This is a genomic window from Acinetobacter sp. FDAARGOS_515 (genome assembly GCF_003938865.1).
Lineage (GTDB): Bacteria > Pseudomonadota > Gammaproteobacteria > Pseudomonadales > Moraxellaceae > Acinetobacter > Acinetobacter ursingii.
Map to the genome: position 1 here is coordinate 995,377 of NZ_RKIX01000003.1, position 14,401 is coordinate 1,009,777.

Sequence of the window (14,401 nt, forward strand, 5' to 3'; positions counted from 1 at the left end):
AGCCTAGACAGTCACATTTTTGCTAAACTTATTTACTCAAATCAAATGCTCAACGCTTCTGCCAATCCCATTGCAATGAAAATGAAGAGTTATGTTTTTTGCAAACGCGCATTTATATATTTGCATCATGCACAGCATCGATGCTTTCCCCCACAACAAATAAACTAAAAATGATTAAATTTAATTGGACAAACAAGGATTTAATCAAAAAAATGACACATCTCGCATGCTAAAATCACCTTAACCTAAAGCTGCAAACGTCAAGTACCGCAAAATCGCTTTAACATGTTGTTTTTTGGTTTCAAATCACACGGAAAATTGTAATTTTGAGCAAATTGATACATAGTCTTAAACAGACTATCCGCATTATACTGCAATGATCCAATAAGCTATAAATATTGACTTAAATTAAGGGAGTACATCATGAGTTTAGTTGTACCTGCTGAAAATAATGAAGCTGTACAAAACGAAACCGACCGTGTCGAACGCATTTTGGTGGTCGATGATGATGTGCGTTTACGCACCCTTTTACAACGGTTCTTGGAAGATAAAGGTTTTGTGGTCAAAACCGCACACGATGCCACTCAAATGGATCGCTTGTTACAACGAGAATTATTTTCATTGATTGTGTTAGATTTCATGTTACCTGTCGAAGATGGCTTAAGTATCTGTCGCCGTTTACGCCAGTCCAATATTGATACGCCCATTATTATGCTGACTGCCCGGGGCAGCGACTCAGACCGTATCGCAGGTCTGGAAGCAGGTGCCGATGATTATCTACCAAAACCCTTTAATCCAAACGAATTACTAGCTCGTATTCGTGCGGTACTGCGCCGTCAAGTGCGTGAAGTTCCAGGTGCACCTAGCCAGCAAATGGAAGTGGTCAGTTTTGGCCCGTGGTCTCTGGATTTATCAACCCGCACTCTGACCCGTGAAGGTCAAGTCGTCACTTTAACGACAGGTGAATTTGCCGTCCTCAAAGCCTTGGTACAGCATCCACGTGAACCTTTAACGCGCGATAAACTCATGAATCTGGCGCGTGGTCGTGAATGGGGAGCGATGGAACGTTCAATCGATGTGCAGGTTTCGCGTTTACGTCGTTTAATTGAAGAAAATCCAGCTCGTGCACGTTATATTCAAACTGTTTGGGGCATTGGTTATGTCTTTGTACCAGATGGTGCGGAATAAGTTGGCGCTGTAGGATAATGCATTGAAGCTCGATCCCGTTAATCCACAGGACTATACCGATTTTGTTGCCTACTCAGAGCGTAAACGCACGCGCTGGGAGCGCTTTCTCGACAAAATAAAACCACGCTCTGCTGCAATGCGTACGGCAGTGCTGGTGGTTTTTGTGGTGATCTTCAGTCTGGTCATGTCACTGTGGTTTTTCTGGCGAACGCTTTATTTACCTGAAATTCAGCAACATGCCCGTTATCTCGCGGTTGAACTGGAACTGGTCAATAATCCTGATATTCGAATATTTCATCGCAATAATGAAGTCGATATCGATACTTGGCTCAAAAATCGGATCGGGATTGAATACATCACCAATCCCAAAGAATATCCCAACGTCCGCGATAAAGTCATTGCAGATTTCTTCACCAATAATGTCGAAGATAAACTGGCCAAAGAGCTAAATGTTAAAGACGTAACCGTCTATTTTCAGTTCAAACCCAGCCCACGTATCTGGATTCAAACACCAGAAATGAAGGGCAACTGGGTCCGTGAACCGCTGAAAACCTATGCCAATTATAGCCCTGAGCTTATTTTTGGTTGGTTATTGGGGGTTCCCATTATTGCCTGCATCATTATTTTAACCCTTGTGCGTCAGTTAAACCGCCCATTACGTCGTTTACAAAATGCCGCCAATGAATATAGTAAAACAGGTAAAGCGCCTTATCTGGAAACCAATCATGGCCCGCAGGAAATCCGTGAAGTGAATCAGGCGTTTAATCATATGATTTATACGCTTGAACAAACTGAACGGGATCGCCGTATTATGTTGGCAGGTATATCACATGATTTGCGTACTCCCCTGACCCGTATCCGTTTAACTGCCGAAATGCTGCCCGATGAATTTTTCCGGGAAGGTTTAATCTATGATGTCGATGACATGGATGCGATTTTAAATCAGTTCATTTCTTATATGCGTGATGGCTCAGATGAAGAACTGCGCGAAACCAATATTAATATCTTATTACAAGAATTGGTGGTGCAATTTAAACCACTGGATATTCGTTTTGAGGCACAGGATGTCCCGATTATTCCTGCGCGCAGTCTTTCTTTAAAAAGACTGATTGCCAATTTGATTAATAATGCCAAACGTTATGGTGCAGAACCGATCGAACTGAGTGCCCATGTTGAAAATGAACATATTTTAATCAGTGTCGCAGATCATGGCGAAGGTATTCCAGAAGATCAGATTGATGACTTGATGCAGCCTTTTGTTCGGGGAAATGCAGCACGAACCGTACAAGGAAGCGGGTTGGGACTGTCAATCGTGAAACGAATTGTGGATATTCATCAGGGTGAATTACTGATTCATAATCGCCCAGAAGGAGGACTTGAAGCCATCATTTCACTGCCTCTACCTAAACATTTGCAAGATGACACAGCATCGGTCAATCCACTTAATAAAATTAAGCAAAGCCTCACCGAACGTTTCTAATACTTTTGTCTAAAAAAACAACAAAAAAATGATACAGATCATTAATCGATCAATTTTTATCTTAGTATAATCAATCAGTTAAAAGCATCATTAATATTTATACCCACATTTATTATAAAAATTAGACCTTAGCCTAACATGCCTCCATATCGCTTGTAGAGTAGGTACAATCCCCTCCTATGTAATCCACAAGATTGAGAGTAAGCCATGTCTTTAGATCGTATCCGATTAGCCTCCCTTCATGACAAAGTCATCAGCGCAGATCAAGCCGCTGAGTTTATCCAAGACGGTATGACAGTCGGTATGAGTGGTTTTACTCGCGCTGGTGAAGCCAAAGCGGTTCCGCAAGCACTGGTTCATCGTGCTAAAGCCAATCCTTTAAAAATTACCTTAATCACGGGTGCAAGTTTAGGTAACGATCTAGACAAACAGTTGACCGAAGCTGGTGTTTTAGCGCGTCGTTTGCCTTTCCAAGTGGATAACACATTACGTCGTGCCATCAATAATGGCGAAGTGATGTTTATCGATCAGCATTTGTCTGAAACTGTTGAACAAATGCGTAACTTACAATTAAAACGTCCTGATGTAGCGGTGATTGAAGCGATTGCAATTACTGAAGATGGTGGCATTATTCCAACAACATCAGTCGGTAACTCTGCCAGCTTTGCGATTTTTGCGGAAAAAGTCATTGTTGAAATCAATACCTCTTTAAGCGAAGCTTTTGAAGGTCTACACGATATTTATATTCCAACTTATCGTCCTACGCGTCAGCCTATTCCATTGACCAAAGTCGATGAACGTATTGGTACTACTGCCATTCAAATTGATCCAGCGAAAATTGTCGGGATCGTATTTAATGACACCGCAGATTCACCATCAACCGTCACTTTACCTGATGATGAAACGCAAGGGATTGCCAATCACCTGATTGCCTTCTTTGAAAAAGAAGTTGCAGAAGGTCGTTTACCTACAAATCTGGGTCCATTACAAGCAGGGATTGGCTCAATTGCCAATGCGGTACTGACAGGTCTAAAAGATTCAAACTTTGAAGATTTGGTCATGTATTCAGAAGTATTACAAGACTGTACCTTTGAACTAATTGATGCAGGAAAAATGAAATTTGCATCAGGTAGTTCAATCACCCTTTCTGCAAAATGTGGTGAAAAAGTCTTTGGTAATATTGAAGCCTATAAAGATAAACTGGTATTACGTCCTCAGGAAATCTCGAATCACCCAGAATTGGTACGCCGTTTGGGGATTATCGGGATCAATACTGCACTTGAATTTGACATTTACGGCAACGTGAACTCAACTCATGTTTGCGGTACCAAAATGATGAACGGTATTGGCGGTTCAGGTGACTTTGCCCGTAATGCGCATTTGGCTATTTTTGTAACCAAGTCGATTGCCAAAGGTGGTGACATTTCTTCAATCGTACCGATGGTATCGCATGTGGATCATAGTGAGCACGATGTCGATATTTTAGTCACTGAGCAAGGGCTAGCAGACTTACGTGGACTTGCACCTCGTGAGCGTGCGCGTGTGATTATTGACAATTGTGTCCATCCACTTTATCAGGGCGCTTTAAACGATTACTTCGATCGTGCCTGTGCCAAAGGTGGTCATACACCGCATCTACTACGCGAAGCGTTGTCATGGCATGCAAATTTTGAAGAAACTGGTCATATGCTGGTGACAGAAGCTCAAGCCAAATCTGCTTAACTTTTAGCATCCACACTTACAGCTTTCACCTTTTAAAAAAGCACCCGACTGCCCTTGGGTGCTTTTTTATGGCTGTATGAGAAGCAGACTTATCAAATGGACAATTTTCGATTATCTTTAAGCAAGACAATAACAAGTAGAAAATTCCATGTTTATGATTCGCCAGTTTATTCAGTCCGATCTAGATGACGTGATTCATCTTTGGGAAATTTGTGGGCTGACTCGCCCATGGAACAATCCCGAGCTGGATATTTTTCGTAAACTGGTTCAGCAGGATGATCTATTTTTAGTGGCCATAAAAGATGAACAACTAATTGCTGTATTAATGGGGGGTTATGACGGACATCGTGGCTGGATGAATTATTTGGCAGTACATCCGCAACATCAGCGTTTAGGTATTGCGACTGCATTGGTTCAACAGTTGGAAAAACGTCTCATTGCACGCGGTTGCCCTAAACTTCAATTATTGGTTCGTCAGGATAATCTTGATGTCCAAACTTTCTACGAAGAACTCGGTTATGAAGAAGTAGATGTGGTGTGTATGGGCAAACGTCTAATTCAAGACTAAATAAGATTCGCTTTAGTGCAATGAGAGTCCTCAAGGTTTAAATGCCAAATAAATATCGATGATATGACAATTAATCTAGCAATAGTCTGATTAAAATTGAATCTGAATGATGATTCATCAGGGGGATTCAAACAATGAAGATAAAACTATTAGGTTGTGCGATGCTTGCTCTTACTGCATCCAATTTTGTTCAGGCTGAAGTAAATACCAAACCATTTACCACGACAGAACTGAAAGCATTAAGCTGTACTGATCTAAGTGTTGAAAAAGCCAATGCCAAACGAGAGCTTGCAGCCGCTGAAAGAAACATCACCAACATTCAAACGGATACGCCAAACAAAACCATCAGTAAATGGGCGGGTGTTGCAGGTGGAGCGCTCAGTGCTTTTGGTGGAAAATCTGAACATGCAGCTAAAGCCAAAGATATGGCAAACAATTTGGCTGGTTCAGAAGACACTTCAGATGAAAACAATCTAAAACTACAGCAAGCCCTGAAAAATAAGGCTCAAACTAATATTGAAAATATCGAGACTTATCAAAAAAGTAAAAAATGTAAAATTTAAATTTTAAAAATCTCGAAAATCATAAGAATGATGAGTTTTCAGCGCCAGATCTCAATGATCTGGCTTTTTTTATGTCTTAGATTTGACTGTTATCGCAGTATCGTCATGTCAGAAGCGGCTATACATCATTGTTTTACTATTGATTATCCGAGCTTTCCTACTCTTAACAAAATAGGAAACTCAATTTGAAAATTTTGATCGGATGAACACAAGGCTCGTATTCGATTTAAAGGATCTGCATCATTTTGCTGGATATAATGTTTGATTGCCGACCACGTGTACAAATAATCAATCAATTGTTCAGAAGACCACGCTAACTGAATTTTGAAATCAGGCATGGCAATTTCCTTAAATGGAAACGGAATGGTCTGATACTGCTCATCCACATAATGACGTTCAGCATCCCAGTAATCTTTGAGGATGACCCGATATAAATACTGAATCGCGTCGTTGAGTTGCGTATGATCGACCTGAATCAAACCATAACCCAATACAGCAAATATACCCTCGGGTTTTAAAGTTCGTTTGACTTGCGCATAAAAGGCATCAAAATCAAACCAGTGAATCGCTTGGGCGACGCTGATGAAATCAAAACATTGCGCTGGAAAACGAGCCTGTTCTGCCGTCTGTACCTGATAACTAACATTTTCAAAATAAGGGGCGTGTTGCAATTGATTGGCACTTAAATCTGTTGCCACAATTTGCTCAAAATAAGGCGCTAAAAGTTGGGTGAACTGACCTGATCCCGCACCGCAATCCCATGCAAAGTCGCATGCAGGCACATGTTTAAGCAGCTCTTGAACCAACGCCTGTGGATAAGTTGGCCGTGCCTGTTGATAAAGCTGACTTTGGGCTGAGAATAAATCTTTCATCCTCCGCTCCTTGATTTTAGATGCTTATACTTGACTATAAAATAAAAATTAAAGCACATCACTAAAATTGTCAGACAATAAAAAAGCCCTAAACAATGTCTAGGGCTTTTTTGAATATGGTGGCGTGAGGCAGGATCGAACTGCCGACACACGGATTTTCAATCCGTTGCTCTACCGACTGAGCTATCGCGCCGATGGCGTGTATTAAGCCGTATCTCAGGCAATTAGTCAATCAAAATCAGCATCTTTTTCATCAAATGTCTTTTTTTTGCCCAAAAAAAATCCCTGATGGGATCAGGGATCGAAAACACAAATTTGGTTTTTTAAATATGGTGGCGTGAGGCAGGATCGAACTGCCGACACACGGATTTTCAATCCGTTGCTCTACCGACTGAGCTATCGCGCCGATGTGGGCGTATTAAACAATGTTCGACCGCCTCAGTCAAGATACAGCCTGCATTTTTTGCCTGAACGTTTAAATTTAAAGCAGTATTTTCGCAAAAATTATCCCTGAACCGATAATTTACCGATATGCGCCAGACAACGATGAATCGCCCCACAACCTGGTTCAAAAAATTTAACTCCTTTTTCCTCTTCCATACGGCAAACTTCACTCACCAGACGTTCCGCAACGCCTCGCCCCCGATTGGCAGGATGTACAACAATATATTCCAGAATCTTGCTTTCACCTTGTCCTGTACACCAGATTGCACCTATAATCTTGGTGTTAAATTCAGCGGTATAGACTGTGGTATACTGCGCCAGATTTTGTTCTAGCTGCTCGACCGCATCTTGCCCATCGCCAAATTCAGGACTTGTGTCATACAGTCGCTCAAGCTGGCTGCGCATTTCTTCGTTTTCAAGTGAAGTATAAGCATGTACGGTTATAGGCATGGATTAACCCTCCTGAGCAATCTGTGTGCTGTCACTTTTGTCACAGCGAATTGAGCTTTATATTCATCATTTTTAACGTTTTTTGAGGAACGTGTCCATGACAGAGCGTATCAGTGAAGTGGTAAGAAATACCAATGAGACCAAAATCCGGGTTCGTTTGAATCTTGATGGTTCTGGTCAGGGTACACTGAACACTGGAGTTCCATTTTTAGACCATATGATTGATCAAATCAAGCGTCATGGTTTATTTGATATTGATATTCACTGTGATGGCGATCTTGAAATTGATGATCACCATACTGTTGAAGATTGCGGAATTACGCTGGGTCAAGCATTTGCACAGGCATTAGCTGATAAAAAAGGTTTGCGCCGTTATGGTCATTTCTATGCGCCATTAGATGAATCACTTTCTCGTGTCGTAGTGGATTTATCTGGTCGTCCAGGTTTATTTATGGATATTCCATTTACCCGCGCACGCATTGGAAGTTTTGATGTCGACTTATTTTCTGAATTTTTTCAGGGCTTCGTTAACCATGCGCTGATGACTTTACATATTGATAATCTGAAAGGCAAAAACAGCCACCATCAGATCGAAAGTGTGTTTAAAGCATTTGCCCGCGCACTTCGTATGGCCTGTGAAGTTGATCCACGTGCATCAGGAACCATTGCTTCGACCAAAGGGAGTCTGTAATGACTCGTGTTGCTTTACTTGATTATGGCATGGGAAATCTTCATTCGGCAGCCAAAGCACTTGAACATGTGGGAGCAACGGTCGATGTGACCAATGACCCAAAACTGATTGCGCAAGCAGATAAAATTGTTTTTCCTGGGGTTGGCGCCATGCGGGATTGTATGCAAGGCATGCATGAGGCTGGAATTGATGAAGTCGTGCGTCAAGCTGCTTTTAATAAACCTGTTTTAGCCATTTGTGTCGGTATGCAAGCGCTTATGCAACGTTCTGAAGAAAATGGCGGAACTGATGCGCTTGGAATCTTTGCAGGTCAGGTCAAACATTTTCCTGAAATCGAAGGTTTAAAAGTGCCGCATATGGGTTGGAATCAGGTTCATCAAGCCGATCCATCTCATCCTATGTGGAATAAGATCGAACAGGATGCACGTTTTTATTTTGTGCATAGTTATTATGTTGAACCACAGCAAAGTGAATTAGTTGCCGCAACCTGTGATTATGGGCTGCCATTTTGTACCGCCATTCATCAAGACAACTTGTTTGCGACCCAATTCCATCCTGAAAAAAGTCATACAGCAGGCTTACAGCTGTTAAAAAACTTTGTGGAATGGAAAATTTAAAGCAACGTCTGCACACTCACACTAGATCAAGTCAAAATTGACTTGATCTTTTAAATCCATCACAAAAAATATAAATATTACAATTTATCTTTCATTTTTCTTTTATACTTTAGACTTGATCTCAAAACTGCCTTATTCAAAATAGTTGAACGTTTCAGGGAAAATAAGATGCGCTCTTCAGTTCAGGGTACTTGTCTCGCCAATGATTCGCCATTACGCCCCGAAGGTCGTTTTGGTCGCTTATCATTTGCAGCTTGGAGTTTACTGGGAAGTCTTTTTTTTCTAATCGCATGTAGTACCATTGGTTTTGGTCTGATTCAAATGAGCGAAAAACAAAGTAGCTATTCAAATCAAACCATCCTGTTTATGATTTGTTCTATAGGCACGCTGACTGCGATTTTTGTTTATTATCATTTTATTTTTATGATTCGCCGCTTACATGATTGTAATCAAAGTGGCTGGTTATCTTTACTTTATATGGTTCCGCTCATCAATATTGTGTTTATGGCCTATTTACTCTGTGCCAAAGGCAATACGCGTCTCAACGATTTTGGCCCAACACGCTATACCTGTAAGTGGGAACGATTCTTTGGCTGGATTTATATTATTCTTGTTCCAGTGAGTCTGATGATTGGGCTTTTAAGCGTTCTGCTCATTCCGACCTATCAAACTTATCTGCAATAGCACAACAGCGACTCTCCAAACAAAATCATCCAGATTAAAACGAAATCTTCATTCTGTTGACTTAGCAATTGCGATAGAGTTTGCTAAGATGAGGCAATTTTTATTTTCCCAGATGAAGCAAGGAGCGAAAGCATGCTGATCATCCCTGCAATTGACCTGAAAGATGGTAAGTGTGTCCGTTTAAAACAAGGCCGTATGGAAGATGATACGGTTTTTTCAGATGATCCTGTCGCAACTGCTCAACATTGGGTCAATGAAGGCGCGCGTCGTTTGCATTTGGTTGATTTAAACGGTGCTTTTGCGGGTACGCCGATTCATAAACCTGTGGTCGAAGCGATTGCTAGAGCGCAACCTGAACTACCAATTCAGATTGGTGGTGGTATTCGCTCGCTTGAGACCATCGAGCATTATCTGGATGCTGGCGTATCTTTTGTCATTATTGGAACCAAAGCCGTTCAAGATCCTGCGTTTGTAGAAGAAGCATGCAAACAATTTGGCGGTCATATTATCGTCGGGATTGATGCCAAAGATGGTTTTGTAGCAACAGACGGCTGGGCCAATGTGACCGATGTCAAAGCCACAGATTTGGCTAAACGTTTTGCCGATGCGGGTGTCTCTAGCATCGTGTATACCGATATTGCCCGTGACGGCATGATGCAAGGGGTCAATGTCGAGCAAACTGTGAATTTGGCTCAATATTCAGGGCTTCCTGTGATTGCTTCTGGTGGTGTGACCAATCTTGAAGATGTCCGTTTACTCAAAGGCCAGTCTGGTATTTTGGGGGCGATCACCGGCCGTGCCATTTATGAAGGGACATTAAGCCTACGTGAAGCGCAGCTTTTATTGGATGAACAAGCGCTGTAAAAAAGAGTAGACATAAAAATGGGCGATTCATTCGCCCATTTTTATGCTGCAATTCAGACCCGTATTAGCCAGCCACCCATGGTTGTGCAGGCGAACCGATCCAAGCGGATTGAGTTGGAATTTTTTCACCTTTCATGACCAGTGTCAGCGGTCCAAGTAGCGTTTGATCGGCAACTTCAGCATTATAGAGCACGATACTCCGACAATGGACGGTGACATGGCTGCCAATTTTCACCTCTCCAATTTTCATGATTCGATCTTCAAATAAATGTGTTTGAGGGCCACTAAAACTATTCAGTTCACTGTTATCTCCAATACTCACGCAATCGAACTCGGTGATATCGGCAGTATCCAGATATACATTTTTACCGACTTTGACCCCCAGTAAGCGCAATAACATTGGCAAAAACGGCGTACCACGTACATAGTTGAGACAGTTCTGAATGGCAATCGATTCATATAAACTGGTAATACCTTCACTGACCCAGACAAACATCGTCCACATGGGTGCTGAACGGGTTTTATAACGACCAATCAACGCCCATTTTAAGACCACGATGAGAAGAAAACTGACAATACCATAAGCAATACCTGATAAGGTTAAAGCCAGTAAGCCATAGAGCCAGCCTTTTGTAACCACCGTATTGATTACAGATAAAACGATCATATAACCAACACCAATTGCAAACGCAGAAGGTAGCACAATACGCAAACCTTCAATAAAACCACGCATCATCCGTCGTGCAATACTAGGTTTAAAGGTCAAATGTTCAGGAAAATCCGCAACCGTTTCACGTGCAGGCAGGCGCAACGCAGGTGAACCAAACCATGTTTCACCACTTTGTAATTGATCTTTTTCAGGAATTTTTGATTGAACACCAATCAATACCCCATCAGGCAAATCTGTACCATCAGCAATATAAGCGCTATTTCCGACAAAGCTACGACGACCGATTGTTGTCGGCTGTAAAATCATCCAGCCACGAGTAATTTCTTCATCACCTAGCATCACCGCATCGGCAATAAAACTTTCATCGCCCAATGTGAGTAACTCAGGGATCACACCTGTGGCGGTTGAAACTTCACTGTCTTTCCCCACTTTGGCACCCAGCAAACGAAACCATGCAGGCGCATAAACCGTCGCAAACAATCCATGCAAAGTTTGCAAACTGGTTTCCAAAATTTGAGTAGCAAACCATTTACGATAATAAGTCGAGCTATGCAACGAATAGGTTCCAGCTTTGAGACTTGGTAACAGGATTTTACGCACCAATGCCGCGAATAATGCTGTAGCGATAATCATCAATACGCTGGCAGGAATGGCAAGCAAGAAATAATGTAAGGCAGTAATCGCACTATTGCTGCTTGCCCAGTCACTAAAATATTTGACATCGAGCCAATCGACCAAAATAAAATTAGGAAAGATCGGGATAAAAAACAAACAGGAAATCAGTATCGCACTCACTGCATAGTAAGCAGCTTCCCACATTTTACGTAGAGTACTTACTTTTTCACGCGGCAATAATTGCGCTACATCAATACGGTTATGATATTTTGCAGGTGCGCCATCCCAGATTTCATGTGCAGGAATAGTTTGACCATTTGGCAATGCCGATAAAGCTTTTAAATGGGCATAATCTTCAAGACAGGTATTTTCTTCCAAAACACTATAAGACCCGACATAACTTTCCTGTTTTAAATGTATGCGACCTAAAACCAGATGACCTTGCTCGACTTTGGCATTTTCCAGATTGACATGTGAACCAACACTGACACCATCATCGATTTGCAGCAAGGCTGGCATGCGGATAAAGACTGAACCGATATGCACGTTCTGACCAATTTTAGCGCCCAAAGCACGCAAATACAGACGATTTAGACTTGACCCCGCCAATAAATAAACAGGCGCAATGTTGGTCAACCGATCTGCCAGCCACCATCTAAAATAAGTTCTACTCCAGAGTGGATATTCACCCGCTTTAACCCCCCTTAACAATAAGCGATTACCTACAATTGAAAGCGCAAAACTGGCAATCATACTCAGTACATATACGCCCAGTGAAATCGCAATTGCATGCGGAATACTATCGCTCGGGCTACCCGTAAAATAGTGATAACTAAAAAATGGAGCAAGCCATTGTAAAATGGTCAGCGCAATCAATACAGGGATGACCACAAGCTGCGCCACGCCACAAAGCACACGATGCAGGCTATTTACCTCATAGCTATTCACTTCACGCATTTGCTGTTGCTTGGTCTGAGCCAACATAAACTGGCTAATCGCACCAACTTTACGATTTTGGTAAATATTTTGGATCGTGATTTGCGCATATTCAGGATATTCACGTAGCTCAGACGTCAATACAGCAGCCAAAAGTGAATGTCCACCCAAATCATCGAAGAAATCGGCACTGAGGCGAATCGCCTGATTTGGAAATAATTTCTGTAAAATAGCAAATAAAATACTTTCTGCTTCATTTTGCGGTTCGTCTGAAACTTCTTTATCTATAGAAGTCGTCAACTCAATTTTACGCAATGCATTTCGGTCAATTTTTCCAGACAATAAACGTGGAACTTGTTCAACAATTTCAAAACGGTTGGGAACCATGTACGCTGGCAATCTGGACTTTAAATATGTCCGAATATCTTTCACCTGAATCTGGCTTTTAGCCTCTTGATCAAGCACGATAAAAGCGACCAGTTGATCCATTTCGTCATCACGGCGCAACACCACAGCCGCTGTACCGATTCCATTTAAATCACACAAAGCGGCTTCAATTTCACCTAGTTCAACACGGAAACCACGAATCTTGACCTGATCATCAGCACGACCCAAACACTGGATTTGACCATTTTCATCAAGTCGTGCCAAATCGCCTGTACGATACAGTTTAAGTTCGTGCTCGTTTTGCGCCCATTGATTATCAATGAATTTTTCAGCGGTAAGTTCTGGACGTCCTAAATATTCTCGTCCCACGCTTGGACCAAACACACAAAGCTCCCCGACCTCACCCTGCGCTAAAAGCTCAAGCTGATCATTTAGAACCAGCATGCCGTAATTCGGCAAGGGAACGCCAATAGTCACAGGTTCATTAGCATAGACACGTGCCAAACTGGACGTTACAGTTGTTTCTGTCGGACCATAGGTATTAAAAATCTGATGATGTGGTAAATCCCAACGCGCCACCAAAGCTTCGGGACACATTTCACCGCCCAGATTGATGATTCTTAAATTTGGTACATCTTCTGGAAATAGCGCCAATAAGGTTGGCACGGCATGTAAAACAGTAATATTTTCTTGTTGAAGGGTTTTACAAAGACGCTCAGGATCAGTCACCAGATCTTTGGGTGCAATCCAGATTGTGGCACCGACCAAATAAGAAATCCAGACTTCTTCAAACGACATATCAAAAGCGACAGAAAAGCCCTGATAGACTTTATCTTGGTGACGTACGCCTAAGACTGAATTTTCTGAACGCAGAAAGTGACAAATATTGCGCTGCTCGATTACAATCCCTTTCGGTTTGCCAGTTGAACCAGAGGTATAAATGATATAAGCCGCATCATCCAGTGCAGCACGTTGCTGAATTATCGGATGTTGTGTTGGCTGATTCAGTTCATCCGCAGTCCATACAGTTTGTTGCAGTTGTGCCAGTAAACCCGCCCATTCCTGACTGGTGACAATCCCCACGGCTTTGGCATCATCCAGACAGACCTGAATACGATCGACAGGAACATCCATATCAAAGGGAAGCCATGCAGCACCTGCTTTACTGATCCCCGCTTGAGCAATCAGTAAATCTGCTCCACGTGGTAACCATAGTCCCACGCGATCACCTGCTTTGACACCACGCTGGATCAGCTGCTGTGCAATTTGATCGACTTGCTGTTGTAACTCGGCATAACTGATCTTTCGCTCATGATCAATCAGGGCAATATGGGTCGGATATTGCTCTGCTGTATGGTCTAAAATGTCTGAAAGAACTTCAGTTCGAATAAACTCTGGTCGTTGATCACCACGAATCACAGAGAGGGTATGAATAATTGCATTCATAGGATGTCCAGATGTTCGCCATCGCGTTATTTATCCCAAATACTTACTTAATAAAAACTCAGGATAAAACTCTTGTATTTATATGCAGTTCATCAGAAACATATAAAATTCAAACAATGACCTAAAACTGATTTTTTTATTCAGGCTTATTGTTTTCCTGTTGATGCTAGGTAGAATTGCTTAATAAATAATTAAAAAAACTTT

General features: G+C 41.9%; 12 protein-coding genes and 2 tRNA genes. 9 read left to right on the forward strand and 5 right to left on the reverse strand.

The genetic code is table 11. The features are described from left to right. Window positions 1-423 precede the first annotated feature (423 nt). The 5 genes from ompR to EGS47_RS06185 all read left to right on the forward strand — a co-directional run bounded on the left by ompR (window position 424) and on the right by EGS47_RS06185 (window position 5,521). Window positions 424-1,188, forward strand: a complete 765-nt coding sequence (gene ompR / locus EGS47_RS06165; protein ID WP_004991813.1) for a two-component system response regulator OmpR — start codon at window positions 424-426, stop codon at window positions 1,186-1,188. 22 nt (window positions 1,189-1,210) lie between these two features. After that, entirely contained in the window at window positions 1,211-2,668 is a 1,458-nt protein-coding gene (locus EGS47_RS06170; RefSeq protein ID WP_004991819.1) for an ATP-binding protein, read from the forward strand. 207 nt (window positions 2,669-2,875) lie between these two features. Continuing rightward, a complete protein-coding gene (locus EGS47_RS06175) occupies window positions 2,876-4,390 on the forward strand; it encodes an acetyl-CoA hydrolase/transferase family protein (protein ID WP_004991823.1) in 1,515 nt (504 codons plus the stop codon). A 148-nt stretch (window positions 4,391-4,538) separates the two neighbouring features. Further along, entirely contained in the window at window positions 4,539-4,958 is a 420-nt protein-coding gene (locus EGS47_RS06180) for a GNAT family acetyltransferase (RefSeq protein ID WP_004991825.1), read from the forward strand. A 134-nt stretch (window positions 4,959-5,092) separates the two neighbouring features. Beyond that, window positions 5,093-5,521, forward strand: a complete 429-nt coding sequence (locus EGS47_RS06185; protein ID WP_004991828.1) for a hypothetical protein — start codon at window positions 5,093-5,095, stop codon at window positions 5,519-5,521. Window positions 5,522-5,664: 143 nt separating this feature from the next. On the opposite strand, the gene EGS47_RS06190 is transcribed toward EGS47_RS06185, so the two are convergent. From EGS47_RS06190 to EGS47_RS06205, 4 genes are all read right to left on the reverse strand, one after another. After that, window positions 5,665-6,393, reverse strand: a complete 729-nt coding sequence (locus EGS47_RS06190; protein ID WP_125269355.1) for a class I SAM-dependent methyltransferase — start codon at window positions 6,391-6,393, stop codon at window positions 5,665-5,667. A 117-nt stretch (window positions 6,394-6,510) separates the two neighbouring features. Further along, window positions 6,511-6,586, reverse strand: a tRNA-Phe gene (locus tag EGS47_RS06195). 137 nt (window positions 6,587-6,723) lie between these two features. After that, window positions 6,724-6,799: transfer RNA gene (locus tag EGS47_RS06200), tRNA-Phe, on the reverse strand. 98 nt (window positions 6,800-6,897) lie between these two features. Then, window positions 6,898-7,287 (reverse strand): GNAT family N-acetyltransferase, encoded by a 390-nt coding sequence (locus EGS47_RS06205; RefSeq protein WP_004991836.1) that lies wholly within the window; start codon window positions 7,285-7,287, stop codon window positions 6,898-6,900. 97 nt (window positions 7,288-7,384) lie between these two features. Between EGS47_RS06205 and hisB the strand changes: the two genes are divergently transcribed. The 4 genes from hisB to hisA all read left to right on the forward strand — a co-directional run bounded on the left by hisB (window position 7,385) and on the right by hisA (window position 10,143). After that, on the forward strand, window positions 7,385-7,978 hold the full coding sequence (gene hisB / locus EGS47_RS06210) for an imidazoleglycerol-phosphate dehydratase HisB (protein WP_004991837.1): 594 nt from the start codon (window positions 7,385-7,387) through the stop codon (window positions 7,976-7,978). Beyond that, entirely contained in the window at window positions 7,978-8,595 is a 618-nt protein-coding gene (gene hisH / locus EGS47_RS06215; RefSeq protein WP_004991840.1) for an imidazole glycerol phosphate synthase subunit HisH, read from the forward strand. Before hisB ends, hisH begins: the two co-directional genes overlap by 1 nt. A 168-nt stretch (window positions 8,596-8,763) precedes the next feature. Continuing rightward, entirely contained in the window at window positions 8,764-9,279 is a 516-nt protein-coding gene (locus EGS47_RS06220; protein ID WP_125269356.1) for a DUF805 domain-containing protein, read from the forward strand. A 132-nt stretch (window positions 9,280-9,411) separates the two neighbouring features. Next, window positions 9,412-10,143: a 1-(5-phosphoribosyl)-5-[(5-phosphoribosylamino)methylideneamino]imidazole-4-carboxamide isomerase gene (gene hisA, locus EGS47_RS06225; RefSeq protein ID WP_125269357.1), complete on the forward strand. Its 732-nt coding sequence runs from the start codon at window positions 9,412-9,414 to the stop codon at window positions 10,141-10,143. A gap of 64 nt (window positions 10,144-10,207) precedes the next feature. On the opposite strand, the gene EGS47_RS06230 is transcribed toward hisA, so the two are convergent. Further along, window positions 10,208-14,197: a Pls/PosA family non-ribosomal peptide synthetase gene (locus EGS47_RS06230; protein WP_125269358.1), complete on the reverse strand. Its 3,990-nt coding sequence runs from the start codon at window positions 14,195-14,197 to the stop codon at window positions 10,208-10,210. Between the last annotated feature and the right edge of the window lie 204 nt (window positions 14,198-14,401).